Origin of the sequence: Polaribacter gangjinensis (assembly GCF_038024125.1) — a bacterium.
GTDB lineage: Bacteria > Bacteroidota > Bacteroidia > Flavobacteriales > Flavobacteriaceae > Polaribacter > Polaribacter gangjinensis.
The window spans coordinates 39,677-65,447 of the sequence record NZ_CP150662.1 but is presented as its reverse complement, the minus strand read 5'-3'; the positions used below and the strand labels follow the sequence as shown (position 1 = coordinate 65,447).

Here is a 25,771-nt window from a genome sequence, read left to right as displayed (position 1 = left end):
GATATTTAAAACTAAAAAAATTAAACTTCGAACTAAATTACATTTCACTTCCAAAAAATACTGCATTCATCAATAATTTATTGGTTCCAAACCAAAATCCTCTAAAATTAGTATTGTCAGTAAAAACTAAAACTCTTCCTGAACCCAATCTTTGAGCTTTAAACGGAATTGTATTCGGAATTACTTTTGCATTTTCTTTGGAAATATATCCATTCAATAAAGGGTTTGAGGTATATTGAATTGGATTGTTGTAACTTATTTTATCTGGTTTTATAAACAACGTCGAGTTTCTAAACAAAGCTATTTTATCGTTTTTATATCCAAAATTTATAGGATGAGAACGATCAACTTTAGCTTCAAAAATGGCACCACCAATTACTTGAGCACCAGACTGTAAAGACCTATTTTCAAAAGAAACATTTTTGATAGAATCTCTTTTAGGAGCTTCAAATTCAAGGTTGATAAATTTAGAATTTGCCAACCATTTTGCGGTATTTTTATAACCAATAAGAATTCCGCCATTCATCAACCAAGTTTTCAGTTTTTCCTCTTCATTTTTACCAATATTTGAACTACTTGGAATGATAATATGCGTGTATTTTGAAATATCAACTCTCGAAAAATAACTCAAATCTAAACGTGTTAATGCCATTTCAAATCGTTGATCAAACAAATGCCAAATTTCACCTGAATCATTTCCTGAAATTCCATCTCCAACCAACATAGCTACTTTTGGCGTTTTTATCGCAGCAAAATTTTCACTTCCTAAATCAATTCCATCATTCAATCCCGAAGAAACTCCATAAATATTAATAGCACTTTCTGAAGAAATTTCACTCAAAAATTGAAATATTTCAGATGAATTCAATACTTGATTTTGAACTGGAATAAAAATAGTTCCATAATCATAATTGTTAGTTTCGTTGGTGAAATTTTTCATGGCAACTTTCGCTCTCAACCCTTTTTGTAAAATAGCATTTAAAGCTTTTGGTGCATAGAATTCATTCCAAGGCATTAAATAACCGTAATCACTTTGTTTTGAGACCATTCCCTTTTTCAAACTCAATTCAGTGATTTCTTTTCCTGCTTTAGAAAGTGGTAAATTTTCAGCAAAATCCACCCCAAAAGCATGATTGAAAGTCCATGCAGAAATGTCATAAAACAAGCTGTCTTTAAAAGTTGTTTGCACCGTAAACATCGCTTTTAACAAACGATGATTTTTTTGATTCATTGGAACAACATAACTGTATCCTTTCTTGAAATTTTTGCCATTCTGAGAAAAATCCGAAGCAACTTCGTGAATGCTAATTTGCTGTCTTTTCAAAACTTCTGCCAAATGAAAAGTTTTGGCAGCATCTTTTTCATCTCCAAAGACTAAGGCTTTTTTCTCAAATGTTTTTCTAGATTCTGCATAGAAATCTTGCTGATATTTCAAGATTTTTATGCGCATATTTTTAGCAGCTTCCAAGGTTGAAAAGGCCGCAGTTACTTGATTTCTTATGGTAAAAGGAAATGTCAAAATTCCGTTTTCTGTTTCTTGAGCATGACCTCTTGAACTTGCTTGTTCAAACAAAATGCCAATACTACCATTGATATCTGGAAATGTAGAACCTTTTCCGTAATAAAAATCATCAAAACTTTCTTCAGAATAATATAAAGAACCTATTTTATCAAAAGCTTTTGCGTGGTAATTTCCAATTTCTCTAGTCAAATCTTGATTGATTTGTGGAGTTAAAGGATTTGTTCTTGAAGGAATTCCTGGTTGAAAAAAGAAACTAGAATTACTTCCCATTTCATGATGATCCGTCAAAATATTTGGCAACCAATCATGAAACGTTTTCAAACGCGCTTTGCTTTCTGGCAATTGCGCAGGCAACCAATCTCTGTTCATGTCAAATTGATAATGATTGGTTCTTCCTCCAGGCCAAACTTCATGATATTCTCTATCATTTGGATCAGGATTGATGTGTTTATTTTTATTCGAATTCGCCCAATATGAAAAACGTTGCAATCCATCAGGATTGAAAGAAGGATCAAATAAAATGATCGTATTTTTCAATAATTCTTTAGTTGATTCCGTATCAGAAGCCGCTAAATAATAGGCAATTGCCAAAGCTGCATTTGAACCACTTGCTTCATTTCCATGAATAGAAAATCCTTGATTTACCACAATTGGATGATTGGAAATATCAATAGTTGCATCATTAGTAGCTGCAATATGATTTTGCTTGATTTTTTCTAAATTTTTATGATTTTCAGGCGAAGTAATTGTCAATAAAATTAAGGGTCTTCCTTCAAAAGTTTCTCCTCTATTTTCAATAGAAATTCGATCAGAAACTTTCGCTAATGCAGTCATGTATTGCACTAATTTATCATGTGTTACATGCCACTCTCCTAATTCATGACCAATAATATCTTTGGGTTTTGGAATTGCAGCATTGTAATTTTCATTGGGTAAATAATAAGATAAATCTACTTTTTGAGAAAAGCTACAAACAGAAAATAGGAAGAATAAAATGGTAATTTTTTTCATTAGAATTGAATTGATTTTGATAAACAAACAAATATAGGAATCTGAGAACGAAATGATATTTCTTTAACAATTCATTAAGAAGTTCTTTTTGAGTAAAACTTGATAATTATCCAATTTTTCCATTGATTTTAAAGTTAAAAAAGTAATTTTTAAGAAATCAATAAAAGTAACAAAACAAATAGGTCAATCTCACTTTTTGCAAATATTATTCGGATATTTGTATATTAAAAAATCTATTTTGTTTACACTCAATGATTGATAATCGCACTTTAGAAAACTTACACAATTCACTTTCTGGTGAACTCGTTTTTGACCAATTACACAAATCCATTTATGCAACTGATGCATCAGTTTATCGAAAAATTCCGTTGGCAGTTGCGTATCCAAAAAATGAAAATGACCTTAAAATTCTGATAGATTTTGCATCAAAAAACTCAATCACATTAATCCCAAGAACTGCAGGAACTTCTTTAGCAGGACAATGTGTTGGGGATGGAATTGTGGTGGATGTTTCCAAATATTTTACCAAAATCATTCATTTTGATGAAAGTTCAAAAACGATTATTGTTCAACCAGGAATTGTGCGTGATGAACTGAATAATTACCTAAAACCTTTTGGATTATTTTTCGGGCCAAACACCTCAACATCAAACAGATGTATGATTGGTGGTATGGTTGGCAACAATTCATCAGGAAGTACTTCAATTAAATATGGTGTAACTCGCGATAAAGTAATAAAAATTGAAGCCATTTTAAGTGATGGAACATCAGCTACTTTTCAAGAAATAACTTCGGATGAATTCATCAAAAAAACCAAAGTAAATACTTTAGAAGGACAAATTTACAGAACAATTTTTGAGGAATTATCTTCGATTGAAAATCAAAATGAAATCAAAAAAGAATTTCCAAAAGAAACCATTCACAGAAGAAATACAGGGTATGCAGTTGATGAATTTTTGAGCTCTGATTTATTTGGCGGAAAAAATAACACCATCAATGTTGCAAAATTATTGACAGGAAGTGAAGGAACTTTAGCATTTTCAACTGAAATTACCTTACAATTAGATGCAGTTCCTCCAAAAGAAAGCATCATGGTTTGCTCTCATTTTACGAGTATTAATGAGAGTATGAAAGCTACTTTAATTGCCATGAAACACAATTTGTACAATTGTGAGTTGATGGACAAAACCATTCTTGATTGTACCAAAAATAACCGTGAGCAAATCAAAAATCGATTCTTTTTACAAGGAGATCCTGAAGCAATTTTGATGTTAGAAGTGTCATCAAATTCAGCTGAAGAAACTGAAATTTTAGCTGACAAATTGATTGCAGACTTAGAAAAAAACAACTTCGGATTTTATCATCCAAAGGTTTATGGTGCAGATATCAACAAAGTTCACGAAATCAGAAAAGCAGGTTTAGGATTGTTAGGAAATATTGTTGGTGATATGAAAGCTGTTGCCTGTATTGAAGATACTGCTGTTGCTTTAGAAGATTTGCCAAATTATATTGAAGAATTTACCCAAATGATGGATCGTTTTCAACAAGATGCTGTGTATTATGCTCATGCTGGAGCTGGAGAAATTCATTTACGCCCAATTCTGAATTTAAAAAAGCAAGGAGATGTTGTGTTGTTTCGTAAAATAACTACCGAAACTGCACAATTAGTCAAAAAATACAAAGGCTCATTTAGTGGTGAACATGGAGATGGAATTGTGCGTGCAGAATTTATTCCTTTAATGATTGGTGAGCAAAATTATCAGTTATTACGAAGAATCAAAAAAGCTTTTGATCCTCAAAAAGTTTTCAACAAAGGAAAAATTACGGATGCTTTTCCAATGGATAAAAGTTTGCGATATGAAGTGGACAGAAAAGAGCCTGAAATTAAAACCATTCAAGATTTTTCTGATAGCGAGGGAATTTTAAGATTGGCTGAAAAATGCAATGGTTCTGGAGATTGTAGAAAACCAGTTTCTGCAGGAGGCACTATGTGTCCAAGTTATAGAGCCACAAAAAACGAAAAAGATACTACAAGAGCAAGAGCAAATGCGTTGCGTGAGTTTTTAACCAATTCTAATGAAGCTAACAAATTCAATCACAAAGAATTAAAAGAAGTTTTCGATTTGTGTTTGAGTTGCAAAGCTTGCGCATCAGAATGTCCAAGTAATGTGGATATTGCAACTATGAAAGCCGAATTTTTGTATCAATATCAAGAAACTAATGGCTATTCTTTTAGAAGTTCATTATTTGCAAACAATGCCAAATACAACAAATTAGGCAGTATTGCTCCTACAATTACCAACTTGATTTTGAATACTTCTTTCACAAAATCTGTGATGGGAATTGCCCAAGAAAGAAACGTTCCTACGCTAGCAAATACCACTTTTAGCAATTGGTTTGGCAAACAGAAAATCGCTCAAAAAACCAAAAAAGTATATTTGTTTAATGATGAATTCACTAATTTTTATGATGTTGAAATCGGAAAAGATGCTGTTTTTTTATTAGAAAAGTTAGGTTATGAAGTCATTGTATTGAATCACGAAGAAAGTGGACGCAGTTTTATATCCAAAGGATTTTTGAAAGAAGCCAAAAAAGTATGTGATAAAAATATTGCTCTTTTTAAAAATGTAATTTCTGATGAAACGCCTTTAATTGGCATTGAACCTTCAGCAATTTTAACGTTTAGAGACGAATATATTCGTTTGGCAACTGATAAAATAGCTGCTGAAAAAATTGCCAAAAATGCCTTCACTTTTGAGGAATTTTTAAGTAACGAACATCAAAAAAACAATGTTGACGTTTCGTTATTTTCATCCGAAGAAAAAGAAATTAAGATTCATGGACATTGTCATCAAAAAGCCTTATCAAGTACACATGCCAGTTTTCAAATCTTGAATATTCCAAAAAATTATAAAGTAACTATTTTAAATACAGGATGTTGTGGAATGGCAGGTTCTTTTGGTTATGAAAAAGAACATTACGAAATCAGTATGCAAGTTGGCGAAGATACCTTGTTTCCAAAAATTCGAAATTGCGCTCCAGAAACTGAAATTGCAGCATCAGGAACAAGTTGCCGTCATCAAATTTATGATGGCACAAAACGTGTTGCCAAACATCCAATAACGCTTTTGAAAGAAGCATTAATCTAAAAATTATGAGTAAAAAATTCAAATATATAGCAGCCGAAAATCGGTATGAAAAAATGAAATACAGAAGAACTGGAAATAGTGGTTTGCTATTGCCAGAAATCTCTTTAGGATTGTGGCATAATTTCGGAAAAAATGATGATTTTACCAATCAAAGAGCTTTATTAAAATGTGCTTTTGATAACGGAATTACACATTTCGATTTGGCAAATAATTATGGTCCTCCTCCAGGATCTGCAGAAAAAAACTTCGGAAAAATCCTAAAAAAAGACTTTAAACAGTATAGAGATGAACTGATTATTTCGTCAAAAGCTGGTTATGGAATGTGGCCTGGACCTTATGGAGATTTGGGTTCAAAAAAATTTTTGGTGGCAAGTTTAGATCAAAGTTTGCAACGAATGGGATTGGATTATGTGGATATTTTTTACCATCACAGACCAGATCATGATACGCCTTTAGAGGAAACTATGGGAACTTTAGATTTAATGGTTCGTCAAGGAAAAGCGTTGTATGTAGGAATTTCCAATTACCAACCTGAAAGAGCTGAAGCTGCTTTTAAAATTTTAAAAGAACTAGGAACACCTTGTTTGATTCATCAACCAAAATATAATTTATTTGACAGATGGATTGAAAATGGATTGTTGGATTTGTTAGGAAATTCGGGTGTTGGAAGCATTTGTTTTTCGCCTTTAGCACAAGGAATGTTGACTAATAAATACATCAATGGTTTACCAAAAGATTCAAGAGCTGTAAAAGACAGTCCGTTTTTGAACACAAATCAGGTGATGGAAATGATGCCAAAAATTAAAGCGTTGAATGAAATTGCTCAAAACAGGAACCAAACGTTGGCTCAAATGGCAATTGCTTGGATTTTAAAAGATCATAGAATTACCTCTGTTTTGATAGGCGCAAGTAAAACTGAGCAAATTTTAGACAGTATTAAAGCCACTGAGAACACTCATTTTTCGGAAGAAGAATTGAATGTCATTCATCAAATTCTATAAAAAAAGGGAAGTTAAAACTTCCCTTTTTTAATGCTATAAGTTTGACAAACTACTTTTTATTGTTTCGATTTTTGCCAAAGCATCTGCTTCTTTTTTACGTTCTAGTGCAAGTACTTGTTCAGGAGCATTTGAAACAAAACGTTCATTAGATAATTTTTGTTGCACACTTTTCAAAAATCCTTCAGCTCTTTGAAGTTCTTCTGTCAATTTGATTTTTTCAGCAGCAACATCAATATTTCCTGCTGCAATTGGCACAAAATATTCGTTCGATTTTACTCTGAAAGAAGCGCCTTCTACTTTTTCAGAAACATATTGAATTGTTGATGAATTGATAAGTTTTTGAATTACTACATCAAAATTGCCTGAATTTTGTTCATTGTTGATGACAAAAACTTCAATAATATCTTTAAAAGGAATGTTTTTATCTTTTCTAATAGTTCTGATTCCCGAGATTACATCAGTCGCAAAATCAAATTGATTGATGATTGTCTCATCAAAATCTTTTTGATTTGGATATGTTGCAATTATCAACGCCTCTTTAGGAGTTCTTTCAGCAATATGTTGCCAAATTTCTTCTGTTAAAAATGGCATGAATGGATGCAACATTTTCAAGTTGTTTTCCAACACTTCAATCACTGAAATGTATGTTTTTTGATCAATTGGTTGTTGATACCCAGGTTTTACAATTTCTAATAACCAAGATGAAAAATCATCCATAATCAGTTTGTAAATTGCCATCAAAGCATCTGACAATCTGTACTTTGAGAAATGGACTTCAACTTCTGCAACTGTTTTTTGAAATTTTGCTTCATACCATTCCAAACCGATTTTAGCAGTTGTTGGCTGTGCTAAATTAGCATCAATTTCCCAACCTTTTATCAAACGAAAAGCATTCCAAATTTTATTGGCAAACGCTTTTCCTTGTTGGCATAATTCTTCATCAAACATCAAATCATTTCCAGCTGCTGAACTCAATAATAATCCAACTCTCACTCCATCAGCTCCATAATCGTCAATTAATTTAAGTGCATCAGGTGAATTTCCAAGTGATTTCGACATTTTTCTTCGCTGTTTGTCACGAACCAAACCTGTCAAGTACACATTTTCAAATGGTTTTTTTCCTCTGTATTCATAACCAGCAATGATCATTCTTGCTACCCAAAAGAATAAAATATCTGGTCCTGTAACCAAATCGTTGGTTGGATAATAATAATTAATCTCTTCATTTTCAGGATTTCGAATTCCGTCAAAAACCGAAATTGGCCACAACCAAGAAGAAAACCACGTGTCTAAAGCGTCATTATCTTGCCTTAAATCTTGAATAGTGAGTGTTGATTTTTTAGTTTTTAGCTTCGCTAATTCTAAGGCTTTTTCGATATTTTCTGCAACTACAAAATCTTCTTTTCCTCCCGAAATTTCGGGACCAAAATAATACGCGGGAATTTGTTGTCCCCACCACAACTGACGCGAAATATTCCAATCGCGAATATTTTCCATCCAATGACGATAGGTATTATCGAACTTTTTGGGAACTAAATTAATTTCAGAATTTTCGCCTAAAACAGCTTCAATTGCTGGTTTTACCAAATCTTCCATTTTCAAAAACCATTGATCAGACAATCTTGGTTCAATTACAGCTTTGGTTCTTTCAGAAGTTCCTACTTTATGAGTATGTTGTTCTGTTTTTACTAAAATGCCTTTTTCAGACAATTCTTTTGTAATTTCTTTGCGAACCTCAAAACGATCTTTTCCTTGATAATGCAATCCAAAAGAGTTTAAAGTTGCATCATCATTAAAAATATCAATGATTTCTAGTTGATGTTTATCTCCCAAAACCTTATCATTTTCGTCATGAGCAGGTGTTACTTTTAAGCATCCAGTTCCAAATTCAATATCAACATAGTCATCTTCAATAATTGGAATTACGCGATTACAAATTGGCACAATAGCTTTTTTTCCTCTCAAATGAGCAAAACGCTCATCAGTTGGATTGATACAAATGGCAGTGTCACCAAAAATAGTTTCGGGTCTTGTGGTTGCAATTGTTAAAACTTCTTCTGAATCTTGAATTTTATATTGTAAAAAGTATAAATTTCCTTGTTTTTCTTCATAAATAACTTCCTCATCAGACAAGGTTGTTTTTGCTTCAGGATCCCAATTAACCATTCTATATCCCCTGTAAATCAAACCTTTATTATACAAATCAACAAAAACTTTGATAACAGATTCAGACATTGCAGGATCCATTGTAAATGCAGTTCTGTCCCAATCACAAGAAGCGCCCAACTTTTTAAGTTGCTCTAAAATGATTCCTCCATATTCGTGTTTCCATTCCCAAGCATGCGCCAAAAATTCTTCGCGAGTCAAATCATTTTTATTGATTCCCTGCTCTTTTAATTTTGCCACTACTTTTGCTTCAGTAGCAATTGAGGCGTGATCTGTGCCAGGAACCCAACACGCATTTTTACCCATCAAACGCGCACGTCTAATCAACACATCTTGAATGGTATTGTTCAGCATGTGACCCATATGCAAAACTCCAGTAACATTTGGAGGTGGAATTACGATGGTATAAGGCTCTCTTTCATCAGGAGTTGAATGAAAATACTTGTTTTCAGTCCAATATTGATACCATTTGCTTTCTACTTGGCTTGCATCATATTTTGATGGAATTGTCATTTTTGGAATAATTTTTGAATATAGTTCGCAAAAGTACAATTATCTGATTTGTATAAAAAATTACTGTTTGATTTTTTAAAACAAATATTATTCAATAATTTTACATTAAAATATAAAAATCATGAAGACACTATTTTCTTTTGCTGCATTTCTTTTCATCTCATTATCGATTCATTCTCAAGAATTTAAGTTTGAAAAAGAATTAATTGATTATGGTAAAATTGCTCAAAGTTCAAATGGAGAGCGTGTTTTTGTTTTTACAAATGTGGGAACACAACCTTTAATTATTACAAATATTCAATCTTCTTGTGGTTGTACAGTTCCAAAAAAACCTGAAAAACCAATTATGCCTGGTGAAAAAGGTGAAATTAAAGTTTCTTATGATACTAAAAGATTGGGAGGTTTTTCTAAGCAAATTACTATTTTTTCGAATGCAAAAGAACCAAGAAAAACAATTAGAATTAAAGGAATTGTGGAAGAAACTGCTTCATTAGAAAAAGAAAAAAGCTTACTTTCTAATGATTAATCTTTAGACTTTTTGTTTTAAAAAGAATTCAAATTTTAACTTTTCATCCTTTCTTTGAACGGTTAATTTTATTTTTTTTCCATCTTTTTCTTGAAATTTTTCAATGATTTTTCCAAGTGAAAATTCATGAATTTGAATTCCATTAATACTTAAAATTACGTCACCTTTTTGTAAACCTGCATGAAAAGCAGGTGAATTTAAAACCACACTTTTTATAACGTAGGAAGGTTTGAATTTATAAGAGAAACTTGTTACAAAACTCACAGTATTATTAGATTCTAATTGCTGATTGTAACCATCAACGTAGCTTTTAGACTCCATTTCTTTTACCAATTGTTTTCCATTATAAACAACTTCTAAACCACTCATATTGTAGTTGAAAAGTCTAGAAAAATTACTGTTTTTTTTCAGCATTAAAACTTTGTTAGGATAATCAATCCAAACTGTAAAACGTTTTAAAATTTCTGCTCCTACACTTCCATTTCTCTCTTTAAAAATTTTAGCATTTACGGTTGTTATAGAATCTAAAAATGAAACTGTTGGGTTTGGAATTTCGAAACTTTCTATTTGAATAGCAGGGATTCTACTCCTATTTCCATAAATAGTTCCACTCAAACCTTCTCCCAAAATATCATTGAAAAAATTTAAAGGTGTTTTGATGTTTTCTTTTGAATTTTCAAACAACCATAAAGCGTCACTTCCGCCGGAATCTAACAGTAAATTAACATCAGTAAAAACAGTATTTATTGTATCTAATTGGACTTTTGCCTCGATAAAAGGCTTGCCTCTTATGACTTTTATAGGTAAAGTGGCACATTTTTTACACTTTTTAAATGCAACATTTTTTGATTGATAAAAGTCAATTTTTTTAGAAATGTAATTGATTTTAATTGCAAAATCTTTCAATAAATTGTGACCTATAATTCCATGAATTGTTACACCCATTTTACTTGATAAATCAAAATAATCTTCTAAAATCACATAAATAGTTTCATTCTCGCTTTGAATATTTTGCAATGAAATGGTATTGTTTTGAGATAAAAGTGCTTCAACAGTATTTCCTTTTCCTAATCCTTGTAAATCAACTTTCTCGACATTTTTCAAACCAATTGTATCATTTTCAGAAATATTAAATAAAATAGTTTTATTAGAACCTGTATCTAAAATAAAAGAAAGTTCTTTATTATTGATTTTCAGCGGAATAACAATCAAATTATTGATCAATTTAAAATCTACTCTCACTTTATTTAAACTTTGATTTAAAAAGCGAAAACCTTCTTGCGCTTTTAAATTGAAAGGCAAAATCAGTAAAAAAGTAAAAAGAAAATAATTCTTAATTTTCAAAGAATGAGAGTTTTACAAATTGAGAATGAAAATACAAATAAAGAAATTGCAAAACTATTTTTTTACAAATAATTAACCTTTAAAGAAAATGCATTAAAAAGTTCTTTGTAATAATATATTTTGCAAATTTGCACATTCAAAAAACCAAAAATTACATTATGCCTTCTATCTCAAAAAAAGGACATCAAATGCCAGAATCTCCCATCAGAAAACTGGCTCCTTATGCTGAAAAAGCTGTCAAACAAGGCAAAAAAATTTACCATTTAAATATTGGTCAACCAGATATCAAAACTCCCGAAATTGCTTTGAAAGCCATAAGCAATCACTCGTTAAAAATTTTGGAATACTCAAGTTCAAATGGTTCTGAACAATACCGAAAAAAAATTGCTAATTATTACAGTAAACACAAAATTGATGTAAATCAAGATGAAATAATTGTAACAACAGGTGGTTCAGAAGCGTTACTTTTTGCGTTCGGTAGTATTTTAGATACAGATGATGAAGTAATTATTCCTGAACCATTTTATGCGAATTTCAATAGTTTTTCAACAGCTTCTGGTGCAAAAATTGTTCCTGTAATTTCAAAAATTGAAGATAATTTTGCCTTACCTCCTATTGAGGAATTTGAAAAATTAATTACTCCAAAAACTAAAGCCATTTTAATCTGCAATCCAGGAAATCCTACAGGATATTTATACAGCAAAGAAGAAATAAATAAATTAGCAAAAATCGTTATCAAAAATGATTTATTTTTAATTGCTGATGAAGTTTACAGAGAGTTTATTTATGATGGAAATGAACATTACTCCATATTACGTGAACCAAATTTAGAAAATAATGCAATTGTAATTGATTCTGTATCAAAAAGATACAGTATGTGTGGTGCAAGAATTGGCTGTATTGTTTCTAAGAATAAAGAAGTTATAAAAACTGCTTTAAAATTTGCGCAAGCACGTTTAAGTCCGCCAACATTAGCACAAATTGCTTGCGAAGCAGCTTTAGACACGCCTCAATCGTATTTTAATGATGTAAAAAACGAATATGTTAAAAGAAGAAATACATTGATTGAAGGTTTGCAAAAAATTGACGGAATTAAAGTTGCAAAACCAAAAGGTGCATTTTACTGTATTGTAGAATTGCCTATTAAAAATGCAGATAATTTTGCACAATGGCTGTTAGAATCTTTTGATGTTGATGGCGAAACAATTATGGTTGCACCTGCAGCAGGATTTTATTCAACCCCAAATGTTGGATTGAATCAAATTAGACTTGCTTATGTTTTAAACGAAGAAAGTTTGAAAAAATCAATATTGATATTAGAAAAAGCACTAAAAAAATACAAAGACTAATTGACTATTTTAGAAAACATATCACTTAAAAATTACAATACTTTTGGTATTGATGTCAAAGCAAAACGCTTTGTAACCATTCATTCTGTTGCTGAATTGCAAGATCTTTTATCCAGAGAAAAAGAACTGTTTTTACTTTCTGGTGGAAGTAATATGTTACTAACTCATGACATCGAAAAATTGGTTGTTCATATTGATATCAAAGGAATTTCAATAGAAAATGAGGATGAAAATTTTGTGGAAATCACTGTAAATGCAGGTGAAAATTGGCACGAATTAGTACTTTGGTGTGTTGAAAACAATTACGGTGGAATTGAAAATCTATCTTTAATTCCGGGAAAAGTAGGTACTTGTCCCATCCAAAATATTGGAGCTTATGGAGTTGAGGTAAAAGATACAATTACAAAAGTTACCGTTGTTGAAATTGAAACAGGAAAATTAAAAACTTTCACAAACAAAGAATGTAAATTCGGATATAGAGATTCGATTTTTAAAAATGATCAAAAAGACTCCATCATTATTGTTGCTGTTTCATTTCGATTATCGAAAAAAAATCATGTTTTTCATACTTCTTATGGAGCAATTGAAACTGAATTAACTTCTCAAAAAATTGATTTTCCAACATTGAAACATATTTCTGATGCGGTAATTGCCATTAGAAAATCAAAATTACCTGATCCAAAAGAATTGGGAAACAGTGGTAGTTTTTTCAAAAATCCAGTGATTTCATCAAATCATTTTGAAAAATTACTACAAAAATTTCCGACAATTCCCAATTACAAAGTATCAGAAACTGAAGTGAAAATTCCTGCAGGTTGGCTTATTGAACAAAGTGGTTTTAAAGGAAAACGTTTTGGGAATTGTGGTGTTCATGAAAAACAAGCTTTAGTTCTAGTAAATTATGGAAATGCTTCAGGAGTTGAAATATTGAATCTTGCCAAAAAAATTCAAGAAACTATTTTAGAAAAATTTCAAATTGAACTTGAAATTGAGGTAAATATCATCTCATAAACATTCTAAAAATGGACAGTTTTCAACTTTATAAACTGTGATATAATTTGTACCTTTGCACTTTACATTTTTTATGAAATTATTATTACTTACTTTAGGTTTATTAGGTTTGGGTGTTGCAGGAATTGCCATAAAAATTTGGGCAAAAAAAGATGGTAAATTTGCAGGAACTTGCGCAAGCCAAAATCCGATGTTGAATAAAAACGGAGAGGCATGTGGATTTTGTGGAAAAACTCCTGATCAATTTGATACTTGTAGCGAACCTCAACATAAATAAATCTCAAAAATTACGATGGTTTTAACTGTAGTGTTCTACGTTTTTATTGCATTTACAGCAATTCAAATTGCTTATTATTTAGTTTTTACATCAGTATTTTTTTCAAAGAAAGGAACAAAAAAACAAGCTACATTTCCAGTTTCAGTAATTATTTTTGCTAAAAATAATGCTGAAAATCTCACCAATTTTCTTCCTTCAATTTTATCACAAAATTACCCAACTTTTGAAGTTGTTTTGATTGATAACAATTCATCAGACAATACTGAAGAGGTAATCAATTCATTTGCTTTGACTAATTCTAACATCAAACTTGTTAGTGTAGAAAATAACGAAGCTTTTTGGGGAAGCAAAAAATATGCTTTAACTCTCGGAATTAAAGCAGCAAAATATGAGTATTTGTTATTTATTGAGCCAAATTGCAAACCAATTTCTGAATTTTGGATATCAGAAATGAGTCAAGAATTTTCTATTGAAAAATCAATTGTTTTAGGATATTCAACAATCAAAAATGAAAAAAATATCTCCAATTTTTTAATTCGATTTTATCATTTTATTTCGGCATTGCAATACTTGAATTTTGCAAAATTAGGCATTCCTTTTATGGCTGATGGTAAAAATTTAGCATATACAAAATCAGAATTTTATCGCGCAAAAGGATACATCAATCACATGAAACAAGAATTAGGTGAAGATGATTTATTTATTCAAGATGCTGCAAATGAAACAAATACAGCTTTTTGCATCCAAAAAAATAGCTTTACAGAAAGTGTTTTTTTACAAACATTTTCTAATTGGTTTTTGAATCAAAGAAAAAAAGTTTTCTTAAAAAAAAGGTATCAACCAAAACATCGTTTTTTAATAGGATTATTCAGCGTTTCAAAGTTCCTTTTTTATGTTTTGGGAATCATTTTATGCTTTTTTTATCCTTATGAAATCATGCTTTCCTTTTTTGGAACTTATTTTTTAATACAATTTATTGTGATTGGAATTGCCTCCAAAAGAATGGAAGAAAAAAATCTTATTTTCTTTTTACCTTTTTTAGATATCAGTTTTTTATTGATTCAAATTAGTATCTTTATTGCTAATTTGACGTCAAAACCAACTCATTGGAAATAGATCCTAAAAATCTTGAAAATCAAATTGCAAGAGCAAAAAGCGGCCATCAAGCTGCCTTTCGTTTTTTGTTAGATACTTTTTGGGTTGCTGTTTACAATTATCAATTGAAACGCACCAAAAACGAAAATGAAGCTGAAGATATTACCATACAAACATTTTCTAAAGCTTTTGAAAAAATTGACACTTTTGATGAAAATTATGTTTTTAAAACTTGGTTGATTACCATTTCTAAAAACGTTCATATTGATCTTATCCGAAAAAAAAATAGTTCGATTTCTGTTCAAATTTCAGAAGAGCAAGGATCTAAAGTGTATCAAATTGCTGATGAAAATCCTACTCCAGAAGACACCATTATTGGAGAACAAAATTTAGCGAAGTTATTAAGAGATATCAAACAATTGAAACCCAAATATCAAGAAGTAATTCAATTGCGTTATTTTCAAGAATTGAGTTACAAAGAAATTTCTGAGCAATTACAAGAACCTGTTAATAATGTAAAAATCAAGTTATTGAGAGCCAAAAAATTATTAGCGGAGATTATAAAAAAGTCTTAAATGAAATCAAAACTCTTACAATCTTTTGGACCTGGATTGTTGTTTGCAGGAGCTGCAGTAGGTGTTTCGCATTTGGTACAATCTACAAGAGCAGGTGCTGATTTTGGATTTGGATTGATTTGGGCACTTTTTTTAGTACATATTTTTAAATATCCTTTTTTTCAATTCGGACCAAGATATGCAGCTGCAACAGGCGAAACTTTGTTGGATGGTTATCGAAAATTAGGAAAACCGGTTTTAGCAATTTACTATCTATTGAATTTTGCAACCATGTTTACAATTCAAGCTGCTGTAACAATTGTAACTGCAGGTTTGGCTGCCGAACTTTTTGGAATTACCCATAATTTAGTGATTTGGTCAACAATTTTGTTAATAATCAGTATTTTAATTTTAGTCATTGGAAAATACAAAGTGTTAGACAATCTGATGAAATACATCATTATTGTTCTGACAATCAGTACTATATTAGCAGTTTTGGTTGCTTTGTCAAAATCAAATCAAGCATTTAGTGTTGCTCAAATTATTCCTTCAGGAACTCTAGAAATTACTTTTTTAATCGCTTTTTTAGGATGGATGCCTGCACCTTTAGATGTTTCAATTTGGCATTCTATTTGGTCTGTTGAAAAAAATAAAACAAGTTTATCAAGAACAACATCCAAAGAAGCACTTTTTGATTTTAATGTAGGGTATATTGGCACTCTTTTTTTAGGGGTTTGTTTTGTGCTTTTAGGTGCTTTAGTTATGTATAAATCAGGAGAAACTTTTTCGGATAAAGGAACTGTTTTTGCTTCACAACTCATCAATTTATACACTAAAAACTTAGGTGGATTTTCGTATATTTTCATTGCAATTGCTGCATTTACAACGATGTTTAGTACCACAATCACCACTTTAGATGCTTCTCCAAGAGCCATGACAATTTCAACAAATTTGCTTTTTGACAAAAAAACCATCTTTAATTATTGGTTTTGGATTACATTTTTATTGATTGGTACCTTTATTATATTACAATTTTTTATTGGTAATATGGGTGTTTTGGTAAAAGTGGCTACGATTTTATCTTTCCTAACAGCGCCATTTTATGCAATTTTAAATTATATTTTAATTTTTGGAAAACACACACCAAAAGAGTTTCAACCAGGTATTTACACAAAAATATTAAGTTTTGTCGGAATTATATTTTTGATTGGTTTTAGTGTTTGGTTTTTAACAAGTATTTAAATCATTTCTTCGTAAATTTGCGCTTTCAAAAGAATAACATGATGACAGAAAATGTAGTACTTCCTGAAAGGCAAAAAAAACCAAATTGGTTACGTGTAAAACTTCCTGTTGGTAAAAAATATACAGAACTTAGAGGTCTTGTTGATAAATACAAACTAAATACAATTTGTACAAGTGGAAGTTGTCCAAATATGGGTGAATGTTGGGGAGAAGGAACAGCAACTTTTATGATCCTAGGAAATATCTGTACACGTTCTTGTGGATTTTGTGGTGTAAAAACAGGAAGACCAGAAACAGTTGAATGGGATGAACCTGAAAAAGTGGCACGTTCTATAAAAATAATGGGAATTAAACATGCTGTAATTACTTCTGTTGATAGAGATGATTTGAAAGATGGTGGTTCAATTATATGGGCAGAAACCATTGAAGCAATTAGAAGAGCAAATCCAAACACAACTTTAGAAACATTAATTCCTGATTTTCAAGGAAATACAAGTCAAATTGATCGAATTATTAAAGTACATCCTGAAGTAGTTTCACACAATATGGAAACTGTAAGAAGATTGACAAGAGAGGTTAGAATTCAAGCAAAATATGATCGTAGTTTAGGTGTTTTAAAATATTTGAAAGAAAATGGTATGCGAACTAAAACAGGTTTGATGCTTGGTTTGGGTGAAACTGAAGAAGAAGTAATTGAAACAATGAGAGATTTGCAAGGAGTTGGATTGGATGTTTTAACCATTGGTCAGTATTTACAACCAACTAAAAATCACTTACCTGTAAAGGAATTTATTACTCCTGAGCAATTTAAAAAATACGAAACCATTGGATTAGAAATGGGTTTTATGTATGTAGAGAGTGGTGCTTTGGTTCGTTCGTCATACAAAGCTCACAAACATGCTAAGTAATTGTTAAATTAAAAAAATATATAATTCAAATTATTTTTTGGCACAAACCTTGATATAAATTTAGAAAGCTTTTAAAAAAGTTTTCATTGTGTAAATTATTTGAATTAGTTGAGTTAAAAAGACCGTTTGATTAGCGGTCTTTTTTTATTATATGGCACTAATAATATCGTATTTTGTAACAATATGATAGTTTCCATCCTCTAAATCTACCAAAACTGCCTGATTTTCTCTAGTAATTAACTTTGAAATCACTTCTAATTTTGTTGATTTTTTTACAATCGGATAGGGTTTTCCCATAATTTCTCTAATTGGCTTTTCTGAAATATTTTTGTCTGCAATAAAATGATGCAACAAAACTGATTCGTCAACTGAACCTACAAATCCGTCAATATCTTTGATTGGTATTTGAGAAATTTCAAACCTCTTCATTCGTTCAATGGCATGCGAAACCAATTCTTCAGTTTGAGCAGTTACCAATTTTCTGTCTTTGTGATTGTTTACTAAATCAGCAGCTGTTTTAATTTCTTCCTCCAAAAAACCTCTTTCACGCATCCATTCATCATTAAACATTTTGCCAACATATCTACTTCCATGATCGTGAAATAAAACTACTACAACATCATCTTTTTTGAAATGTTCTTTCAATTGCAATAATCCTTTCACAGCTGAACCAGCTGAATTTCCCACAAAAATTCCTTCTTCTTTGGCAATTTTTCGGGTGTACACTGCAGCATCTTTATCAGTAACTTTTGTAAATCCATCAATCAATGAAAAATCGACATTTTTTGGCAAAATATCTTCTCCAATTCCTTCTGTGATGTATGGATAAATTTCATTTTCATCAAAAATTCCTGTTTCGTGATATTTTTTAAAAACAGAACCATAGGTATCAATTCCCCATATTTTGATAGCGGGATTTTTCTCTTTCAAGTATTTTGCAACTCCAGAAATCGTTCCTCCAGTTCCAACACCAACTACAAAATGTGTGATTTTTCCATCCGTTTGCTCCCAAATTTCTGGTCCTGTTTGTTCATAATGTGCTTGTGAATTACTTGGATTGTCATATTGATTTACGTACCAAGAATTCGGAATTTCAGTTCCCAAACGCTTAGAAACAGAATAATAAGATCTTGGATCAGTAGGTTCAACATTGGTTGGACACACAATTACTTCTGATCCAACAGCACGTAAAATGTCCATTTTTTCTTTAGACTGTTTGTCGGAAATTACAAAAATACATTTGTAACCTTTTACAATTGCAGCCAAAGCCAAACCCATTCCTGTATTTCCTGAAGTTCCCTCAATAATGGTTCCTCCTGGTTGTAAACGACCATCTGCTTCAGCATCTTCAATCATTTTTAACGCCATTCTGTCTTTTACGGAATTACCAGGATTAAAGGTTTCTACTTTTGCTAAAACCAATGCATCAATTTCTTTAGTAACCGTATTTAGTTTTACCAAAGGTGTATTGCCAATGGTTTCCAAAATATTTTTTGCGTATTTCATGTCGTGAAGTTTGAATTACAAAGGTAATTTGTTTTTGAACGTTCTACAAGTTTGTGGATTTGTAAGAGGATTTTTAACAGTTTTATCAAAATATTTTTCACTCAAAAACAGTAAATATTGTAAAGAAGAAAGTTGATTTAGAATAACATAAATTTGGCAAATGGGTGCGTTATCGATTGAAATGGCATCCTTTTTTTGAGTTTTTTTTACTCAAAAAAAGATACAATGGAAAGCGCGACCTTTAGGAAACGCCCAAAAATTAAGCAAACTTAATAGACTTTGAGGGATGTATTTTAGACACAATAAACGACGGAATAATGAGCATTAAAAAACAGCAAATTAAGGTGCCAATATTTAATAAAATAAATGCCGAAAATGAGATGTAAACTGGCATGGTTGCTACATAATAGGTTTCTGGATCTAAGGTAATTATTTTGAAAAAATGTTGGATTCCAATGAGTGATAATCCAATGAAATTACCCCAAAAAAGTCCTTTTAAAATCAAGGTTGATGCATTGTACAAAAATATTTTTTGGATGCTTTGATTGTTGCTTCCTAACGCTTTTAAAATACCAATCATTTGCACTCTTTCTAAGATTAAAACTAATAAAGCTGTAATCATATTGATACCTGCAATGAGAATCATGATGGCAATAATAAACCAAACGTTGTTATCGAAAAGTTGAATCCATTCAAAAATACTTGGATACATTTCTACGATTGTTTTGCTATTTAAAGTAGAATCAATTTCATTGTAAATTTGAGCTCCTTTTTGAGAAATTTCATCGAAATTATCTAAAATTACCTCAAAACCACCCACTTCATTTTCTGTCCAATTATTTAAATTTTGAACCTCTTTGATATCGCCAATCATCATATTTTTATCAAATTGGGCAAAACCAGTATTGTAAATTCCGACAACAATATATTTTCTATTAGAAGGTAATTTACTTGTTTCAGATTTTATGAATGTTGCTAAAATAGTATCATTTAAATTGATTTTCAATCTATTAACTAAGGTCTCTGAAATTAAAATTTCTCTATTTCTTGAAGCATTGAAACTCGGAATTTTTCCTTTTACCAAATATTCTTTAAAAAAAGTCCAATCATAATTGGATGAAACACCTTTAAAAATAATTCCTTCAAAATCGGTTTCAGTTCTTAAAATTCCTGCTTTGTTTGCAAAGATTTGTACTTTTTTGATGCCATCAATATTTTTAAACGTTGGATAAAAATCTTGTTTTTTTTGAATGGGAGTTATAGAAACATCCGAATTATTCGCATCAAAATTTACGATTTGAACATGACCTTTAAATCCCGCCATTTTATCACGGATTTTAGATTGCAAACCTGCTGCTGTTGCAACTGCAATCAACATTATTGTCATCCCTAAAGCAATTGCTGTAATTGCAATTTTTATAATTGGTGTTGATATACTACTTTTATACTTTTTACCAACAACAATGCGTTTTGCAATAAATAATTCGAAATTCAAGATGATGCCATTTTTAAAGCCATTCAAAAGTACATATTTATTTTTAGTTCTTTTCCTGATTTTTGGAATGACAATTTACGGACAAAAAAAAAATAATTCGATTGAAGTTGGCGCAGAAAGATTTGATTTATACCTACCACTTTTAGAAGGTAAAAAAGTTGGAATTGTTGGCAATCACACATCAATAATTGTCAAAGAAAACAAAGAAAATGATTTTACTCATTTGGCAGATACCTTACTTTCATTGAAGGTTCAAGTAAAAAAACTTTTTTCTCCTGAACATGGTTTTCGTGGAAGTGCAGATGCTGGTGAATTGATTGTTGATGGAAAAGACACAAAAACAGGTTTGGAAATTGTTTCATTATATGCAGAAAACAAAAAACCAACTGCCGCTCAATTAGAAGGAATTGATATCATGGTCTTTGATTTACAAGATGTTGGCGTTCGATTTTTCACTTATATTTCAACGTTACACTATGTATTAGAAGCTTGCGGCGAATTGAATATTCCTGTAATTATTTTGGACAGACCAAATCCTAATGCACATTATATTGATGGACCTGTTTTAGAATTAGAGCACACAAGTTTTGTAGGTTTGCATAGAGTTCCAGTAGTTTATGGAATGACAATTGGCGAATATGGACAAATGATTGTTGGTGAAAAATGGTTGCTAAATGAAGTTCAATGTGATGTAACTGTGATTCCAATAAAGAATTACAATCACAAAAAACGTTATTCTTTGCCTGTAAAACCATCTCCAAATTTACCTAATGATAAAAGCATCAACCTCTACCCTAGTTTATGTTTTTTTGAGGGAACTAATGTTTCTGTTGGACGTGGAACCGAAATGCAATTTCAAATTTATGGCTCTCCATTTTTGAATGATAGAGAATTTCAATTTATTCCAAAACCCAATAATGGATCAAAATTTCCAAAACACGAAGGATTAATTTGTTATGGTAAAGATTTGAGAGAAATTGAAGATTTAGAACAACTCAACTTAGAATGGTTGTTGGATACCTATCAACAAAACACCTATGAAAATCCGTATTTTACCATATTCTTCACCAAACTTGCTGGAACCAAAAAACTACAAGAACAAATTGAACAAGGCTTTACAGAGAAAGAAATTAGAAAAACCTGGAGAGATGATTTGAGAGATTTTAAGGAAATCAGAAAAAAATATTTGATTTACAGATAATTTAAGACTCAAAATTTAAAATTTAAGATTATTTCTTGCTCATATCAAAAGGAATTCTCTTTTTCAAATCCTCTACAATTTTAAAAGTTGCCGGACAAATTGCAGTATTTTCAATGGTTAAATTGGCAATTTGTATAAACTTTCTGCGATTTGTATGTGGATATTCTGAACACGCTTTTGGACGAACATCATAAATGGTACATTCATTATTTTGCAAATCTAAAAATGAACAAGGAGCTGTTTTTAAAACCATAAAATCATCTTCATCTCTGCGTAAATATTGATTTGTAAAGTGCAATATTTTCATTTTCAAATATTTAGAAATGCGTTCAATGTCTTTTTCTGTAAAAATTGGGCTGGTAGTTTTGCAACAATTTCCACAGCTTAAACAATCTGTTTTTTCAAATGCTGCGTCATGCAATTCTTGCATGATATAATCCAAATTTTTTGGAGTTCTCTTTTTTAAAAGTGCAAAATATTGCTGATTTTCCTTTTTCGTTTGCGCAGCTAATTTTGGCAATTGTTTTAAATATTCTTCCATGGTCGAAAATTACACTATTTTACCCTAAAATTTATCTAAAAATCGTAATTTCGTGGCTTAATTTTTTTCAAAGAAATGACCATTCAAAATACAATTGAATCTCACGTAAAAGAAGGCTTTTTAAAAATCTATCAAATTGAAATTCCAACAGTAGAATTTCAAGCAACTCGTAAAGAATTTGAAGGAGATGTAACTGTTGTTATTTTTCCTTTATTGAGATATATCAAAGGAAATCCAACTGAAATTGGAGAAAAATTAGGAAACTATTTATTAGAAAATGTTACTGAAGTTATCAACTTTAATGTGGTTAAAGGCTTTTTAAATTTGGTAATTAGTGACGGATATTTCTTAAAACTTTTCAATTCGATGAATCAAAATCCAACTTTCGGATTTGAATCACCCAAAGAAAATGACAAAGCAATGATGGTGGAATATTCTTCACCAAACACCAATAAACCACTGCATTTAGGTCATGTTCGTAACAATTTATTAGGATTTGCAGTTGCTGAAATTATCAAAGCTTCTGGAAAAAAAGTGTACAAAACCCAAATTATTAATGACAGAGGCATCCATATTTGCAAATCAATGTTGGCTTGGAAACTATTTGGAAATGGAGAAACTCCAGCTTCAACAGGATTGAAAGGCGATAAATTAGTTGGTAATTATTATGTGAAATTTGATCAAGAGTACAAAAAACAAATTTCACAAATGGTTGAAAAGGGAATCTCAGAAGAAGAAGCTAAAAAAACGGCTCCAATTTTATTAGAAGCTCAAGAAATGCTTAGAAAATGGGAAAATGGAGATAAAGAAACTGTTGCTCTTTGGAAAAAAATGAATTCTTGGGTTTACGACGGATTTGATACAACCTACAAAAATTTAGGTGTTGATTTTGATGCATTATATTATGAAAGTGACACCTATTTATTAGGAAAAGACGTTGTTACACAAGGCATTGAAAAAGGTGTTTTTTACAAAAAAGAAGATGGTTCTGTTTGGTGTGATTTAACAGATGATGGTTTGGATGAAAAAATCGTGTTACGTTCAGACGGAACAGCAGTTTATATGACTCAAGATATTGGTACAGCAATTCAACGTGTAAACGATTTAAAAGATGTTGGTGGAATGGTTTATACTGTTGGAAATGAGCAAGATTACCATTTTCAAGTATTGTTTTTAATTCTTAAAAAATTAGGATTTGATTGGGCAAAAAACCTCTTTCATTTGAGTTATGGAATGGTTGATTTACCTTCTGGAAAAATGAAATCAAGAGAAGGAACAGTTGTTGATGCTGATGATTTGATGGTTGAAATGAGTGAAACCGCTAAAAATATTTCAGAAGAATTAGGAAAATTAGATGGGTATTCTGACGCTGAAAAAAATGAATTATACAAAACTATTGGAATGGGTGCTTTAAAGTATTTTATTTTAAAAGTTGATCCTAAAAAACGCATTTTATTCGACCCTAAAACATCCGTTGATTTTCAAGGAAATACAGGGCCATTTATTCAATATACCTATGCTAGAATTCAATCAATTATCAGAAAAGCAACTTTTGATTATTCGATAGAAATCAATGATTTAGAACTTCATGAAAAAGAAAAAGAAATCATAAAGTTAATGGCATTATTTCCTGAAACTGTACAACAAGCAGCAGCTAATTACTCGCCTGCAATCATCGCAAATTACACTTTTGATTTGGTAAAAGAATTCAATTCTTTTTATCAAAATGTATCAATTTTAGGAGAAGAAAATCATCAGAAAAAAATAGTTAGAGTACAAATTTCTAATAAAGTTGCGAATATAATCAAACAAGCATTTTCGTTATTAGGAATTCAAGTACCTGAGAGAATGTAAAAAGATTTTATTGATTAAATTTGCAACGAAAACAAACCCAACAATACAAAAATATACAATTATGAATTACGACATTATTATTATCGGAAGTGGCCCTGGAGGATATGTAACAGCAATTAGAGCATCACAATTAGGTTTTAAAACTGCCATTGTAGAAAAAGAAAGTTTGGGTGGTATTTGTTTAAATTGGGGCTGTATCCCAACAAAAGCATTATTAAAATCTGCACAAGTTTTTGATTATTTGAAACATGTGGATGAATATGGATTGAAAGCAGAAGCTATTGACAAAGATTTTAATGCAGTTATTAAAAGAAGTAGAAATGTGGCTGATGGAATGAGCAAAGGAGTTCAATTTTTAATGAAGAAAAACAAAATTGACATTATTGATGGTCATGGAAAAATCAAACCAAATAAAAAAGTTGATGTAACAGCTGCTGATGGAACAGTTACAGAATATTCAGCAGAAAATATCATTATTGCAACAGGCGCACGTTCTCGTGAATTGCCAAATTTACCTCAAGATGGTAAAAAAGTAATTGGTTATAGACAAGCAATGACACTTCCTGAACAACCAAAATCGATGATTGTTGTTGGTTCAGGTGCTATCGGAGTTGAGTTCGCGCATTTTTACAACACTATGGGAACAGATGTAACCATTGTTGAATTTATGCCCAATATTGTTCCTGTTGAAGACGAAGATATTTCAAAACAATTTGAGCGCTCTTTAAAAAAATCAGGAATTAAAATCATGACAAATTCGTCTGTAGAATCTATTGATACTTCTGGAGATGGCGTAAAAGCATATGTAAAAACTAAAAAAGGTGAAGAAGTTTTAGAAGCAGATATTTTATTATCGGCTGTTGGTATCAAAACGAATATCGAAAACATTGGTTTAGAAGATGTCGGAATCATTGTAGATAGAGATAAAATTTTAGTAAATGATTGGTATCAAACCAATATTCCAGGTTACTATGCTATTGGAGATGTAGTTCCAGGACCAGCTTTAGCGCACGTTGCTTCTGCAGAAGGAATTACTTGTGTTGAAAAATTAGCAGGTTTACATACAGAACCTGTTGATTATGGAAACATTCCAGGTTGTACATATGCAAGTCCTGAAATTGCCTCAGTTGGATTGACAGAAGCAAAAGCAAGAGAAGCTGGATATGAATTAAAAATTGGTAAATTCCCTTTCTCTGCCTCAGGAAAAGCAAAAGCTGCTGGAACTCCTGATGGATTTGTTAAGGTAATTTTTGATGCAAAATATGGCGAATGGTTAGGATGCCACATGATTGGTGCTGGTGTTACAGATATGATTGCAGAAGCTGTTCTAGGTAGAAAGTTAGAAACCACTGGCCATGAGGTATTGAAAGCAATTCATCCTCACCCAACAATGAGTGAGGCTGTAATGGAAGCTGTTGCTGATGCATATGGCGAAGTAATACATCTATAAGTTTGCATTATTAACATAAAATCGTTGATTTTGTTACAAATTTTATTACATTTGCT

At 31.0% G+C, this 25,771-nt stretch carries 19 protein-coding genes; 13 read left to right on the top strand and 6 right to left on the bottom strand.

Annotation, left to right across the window (positions count from 1 at the left end; all coding sequences use genetic code 11):
• Positions 1 to 37: 37 nt before the first annotated feature.
• Complete coding sequence (locus WHA43_RS00260; RefSeq protein ID WP_105045185.1) at positions 38 to 2,533, bottom strand: M14 family zinc carboxypeptidase; 2,496 nt, start codon at positions 2,531 to 2,533, stop codon at positions 38 to 40.
• 251 nt (positions 2,534 to 2,784) lie between these two features.
• Here WHA43_RS00260 and WHA43_RS00255 point away from each other — a divergent pair, with 251 nt between their 5' ends.
• Together WHA43_RS00255 and mgrA are read left to right on the top strand one after the other, a co-directional pair.
• Positions 2,785 to 5,682, top strand: coding sequence for an FAD-binding and (Fe-S)-binding domain-containing protein (locus WHA43_RS00255; RefSeq protein WP_105045184.1), 2,898 nt, complete (start codon positions 2,785 to 2,787; stop codon positions 5,680 to 5,682).
• Between the two features lie 5 nt (positions 5,683 to 5,687).
• Positions 5,688 to 6,683, top strand: a complete 996-nt coding sequence (gene mgrA / locus WHA43_RS00250) for an L-glyceraldehyde 3-phosphate reductase (protein ID WP_105045183.1) — start codon at positions 5,688 to 5,690, stop codon at positions 6,681 to 6,683.
• A gap of 33 nt (positions 6,684 to 6,716) precedes the next feature.
• Here mgrA and WHA43_RS00245 read toward each other — a convergent pair whose 3' ends face one another.
• Positions 6,717 to 9,362, bottom strand: coding sequence for a valine--tRNA ligase (locus WHA43_RS00245; protein WP_105045182.1), 2,646 nt, complete (start codon positions 9,360 to 9,362; stop codon positions 6,717 to 6,719).
• Positions 9,363 to 9,483: 121 nt separating this feature from the next.
• Between WHA43_RS00245 and WHA43_RS00240 the strand changes: the two genes are divergently transcribed.
• Positions 9,484 to 9,888, top strand: coding sequence for a DUF1573 domain-containing protein (locus tag WHA43_RS00240; RefSeq protein ID WP_105045181.1), 405 nt, complete (start codon positions 9,484 to 9,486; stop codon positions 9,886 to 9,888).
• Positions 9,889 to 9,891: 3 nt separating this feature from the next.
• On the opposite strand, the gene WHA43_RS00235 is transcribed toward WHA43_RS00240, so the two are convergent.
• On the bottom strand, positions 9,892 to 11,232 hold the full coding sequence (locus WHA43_RS00235; protein WP_105045180.1) for an aspartyl protease family protein: 1,341 nt from the start codon (positions 11,230 to 11,232) through the stop codon (positions 9,892 to 9,894).
• A 158-nt stretch (positions 11,233 to 11,390) separates the two neighbouring features.
• Here WHA43_RS00235 and WHA43_RS00230 point away from each other — a divergent pair, with 158 nt between their 5' ends.
• From WHA43_RS00230 to lipA, 7 genes are all read left to right on the top strand, one after another.
• Entirely contained in the window at positions 11,391 to 12,581 is a 1,191-nt protein-coding gene (locus WHA43_RS00230; RefSeq protein WP_105047225.1) for a pyridoxal phosphate-dependent aminotransferase, read from the top strand.
• Complete coding sequence (murB, locus tag WHA43_RS00225) at positions 12,582 to 13,592, top strand: UDP-N-acetylmuramate dehydrogenase (RefSeq protein WP_105045179.1); 1,011 nt, start codon at positions 12,582 to 12,584, stop codon at positions 13,590 to 13,592.
• 73 nt (positions 13,593 to 13,665) lie between these two features.
• Positions 13,666 to 13,869 carry a membrane or secreted protein gene (locus WHA43_RS00220; RefSeq protein WP_105045178.1) on the top strand — a complete coding sequence of 68 codons (204 nt, stop codon included), beginning with the start codon at positions 13,666 to 13,668 and terminating at the stop codon, positions 13,867 to 13,869.
• Between the two features lie 15 nt (positions 13,870 to 13,884).
• Complete coding sequence (locus WHA43_RS00215) at positions 13,885 to 14,985, top strand: glycosyltransferase (RefSeq protein WP_105045177.1); 1,101 nt, start codon at positions 13,885 to 13,887, stop codon at positions 14,983 to 14,985.
• Positions 14,976 to 15,539, top strand: a complete 564-nt coding sequence (locus WHA43_RS00210; RefSeq protein ID WP_105045176.1) for an RNA polymerase sigma factor — start codon at positions 14,976 to 14,978, stop codon at positions 15,537 to 15,539. Before WHA43_RS00215 ends, WHA43_RS00210 begins: the two co-directional genes overlap by 10 nt.
• Complete coding sequence (locus tag WHA43_RS00205) at positions 15,540 to 16,760, top strand: Nramp family divalent metal transporter (protein WP_105045175.1); 1,221 nt, start codon at positions 15,540 to 15,542, stop codon at positions 16,758 to 16,760. It begins immediately after the preceding gene.
• A 38-nt stretch (positions 16,761 to 16,798) separates the two neighbouring features.
• Complete coding sequence (gene lipA, locus WHA43_RS00200) at positions 16,799 to 17,668, top strand: lipoyl synthase (RefSeq protein ID WP_105045174.1); 870 nt, start codon at positions 16,799 to 16,801, stop codon at positions 17,666 to 17,668.
• 147 nt (positions 17,669 to 17,815) lie between these two features.
• Here the strand turns inward: lipA and WHA43_RS00195 are convergent, their stop codons facing one another.
• Positions 17,816 to 19,174, bottom strand: coding sequence for a pyridoxal-phosphate dependent enzyme (locus WHA43_RS00195; protein WP_105045173.1), 1,359 nt, complete (start codon positions 19,172 to 19,174; stop codon positions 17,816 to 17,818).
• A gap of 259 nt (positions 19,175 to 19,433) precedes the next feature.
• Positions 19,434 to 20,669, bottom strand: a complete 1,236-nt coding sequence (locus WHA43_RS00190) for an ABC transporter permease (RefSeq protein WP_105045172.1) — start codon at positions 20,667 to 20,669, stop codon at positions 19,434 to 19,436.
• A gap of 67 nt (positions 20,670 to 20,736) precedes the next feature.
• Here WHA43_RS00190 and WHA43_RS00185 point away from each other — a divergent pair, with 67 nt between their 5' ends.
• Positions 20,737 to 21,870 carry an exo-beta-N-acetylmuramidase NamZ family protein gene (locus WHA43_RS00185; protein WP_226742915.1) on the top strand — a complete coding sequence of 378 codons (1,134 nt, stop codon included), beginning with the start codon at positions 20,737 to 20,739 and terminating at the stop codon, positions 21,868 to 21,870.
• A gap of 28 nt (positions 21,871 to 21,898) precedes the next feature.
• Here WHA43_RS00185 and WHA43_RS00180 read toward each other — a convergent pair whose 3' ends face one another.
• Positions 21,899 to 22,411, bottom strand: coding sequence for a YkgJ family cysteine cluster protein (locus WHA43_RS00180; protein WP_105045170.1), 513 nt, complete (start codon positions 22,409 to 22,411; stop codon positions 21,899 to 21,901).
• 75 nt (positions 22,412 to 22,486) lie between these two features.
• Between WHA43_RS00180 and argS the strand changes: the two genes are divergently transcribed.
• Together argS and lpdA are read left to right on the top strand one after the other, a co-directional pair.
• The gene (gene argS, locus WHA43_RS00175; RefSeq protein ID WP_105045169.1) at positions 22,487 to 24,265 is read left to right on the top strand and encodes an arginine--tRNA ligase; all 1,779 of its coding nucleotides are present in this window, start codon (positions 22,487 to 22,489) and stop codon (positions 24,263 to 24,265) included.
• 61 nt (positions 24,266 to 24,326) lie between these two features.
• Positions 24,327 to 25,715 carry a dihydrolipoyl dehydrogenase gene (lpdA, locus tag WHA43_RS00170; RefSeq protein ID WP_105047224.1) on the top strand — a complete coding sequence of 463 codons (1,389 nt, stop codon included), beginning with the start codon at positions 24,327 to 24,329 and terminating at the stop codon, positions 25,713 to 25,715.
• The last annotated feature ends 56 nt before the right edge of the window (positions 25,716 to 25,771 follow it).

What these genes read in the sequence shown, in the direction of transcription:
- WHA43_RS00260 (WP_105045185.1), bottom strand. Translation starts at nt 2,533, where the DNA reads ATGAAAAAAATTACCATTTTATTCTTCCTATTTTCTGTTTGTAGCTTT.
- WHA43_RS00195 (WP_105045173.1), bottom strand. Translation starts at nt 19,174, where the DNA reads ATGAAATACGCAAAAAATATTTTGGAAACCATTGGCAATACACCTTTG.
- WHA43_RS00180 (WP_105045170.1), bottom strand. Translation starts at nt 22,411, where the DNA reads ATGGAAGAATATTTAAAACAATTGCCAAAATTAGCTGCGCAAACGAAA.
- WHA43_RS00215 (WP_105045177.1), top strand. Translation starts at nt 13,885, where the DNA reads ATGGTTTTAACTGTAGTGTTCTACGTTTTTATTGCATTTACAGCAATT.
- WHA43_RS00205 (WP_105045175.1), top strand. Translation starts at nt 15,540, where the DNA reads ATGAAATCAAAACTCTTACAATCTTTTGGACCTGGATTGTTGTTTGCA.
- WHA43_RS00230 (WP_105047225.1), top strand. Translation starts at nt 11,391, where the DNA reads ATGCCTTCTATCTCAAAAAAAGGACATCAAATGCCAGAATCTCCCATC.
- WHA43_RS00220 (WP_105045178.1), top strand. Translation starts at nt 13,666, where the DNA reads ATGAAATTATTATTACTTACTTTAGGTTTATTAGGTTTGGGTGTTGCA.
- lpdA (WP_105047224.1), top strand. Translation starts at nt 24,327, where the DNA reads ATGAATTACGACATTATTATTATCGGAAGTGGCCCTGGAGGATATGTA.
- mgrA (WP_105045183.1), top strand. Translation starts at nt 5,688, where the DNA reads ATGAGTAAAAAATTCAAATATATAGCAGCCGAAAATCGGTATGAAAAA.
- argS (WP_105045169.1), top strand. Translation starts at nt 22,487, where the DNA reads ATGACCATTCAAAATACAATTGAATCTCACGTAAAAGAAGGCTTTTTA.
- WHA43_RS00240 (WP_105045181.1), top strand. Translation starts at nt 9,484, where the DNA reads ATGAAGACACTATTTTCTTTTGCTGCATTTCTTTTCATCTCATTATCG.
- WHA43_RS00255 (WP_105045184.1), top strand. Translation starts at nt 2,785, where the DNA reads ATGATTGATAATCGCACTTTAGAAAACTTACACAATTCACTTTCTGGT.
- lipA (WP_105045174.1), top strand. Translation starts at nt 16,799, where the DNA reads ATGATGACAGAAAATGTAGTACTTCCTGAAAGGCAAAAAAAACCAAAT.
- WHA43_RS00245 (WP_105045182.1), bottom strand. Translation starts at nt 9,362, where the DNA reads ATGACAATTCCATCAAAATATGATGCAAGCCAAGTAGAAAGCAAATGG.
- WHA43_RS00185 (WP_226742915.1), top strand. Translation starts at nt 20,737, where the DNA reads ATGACAATTTACGGACAAAAAAAAAATAATTCGATTGAAGTTGGCGCA.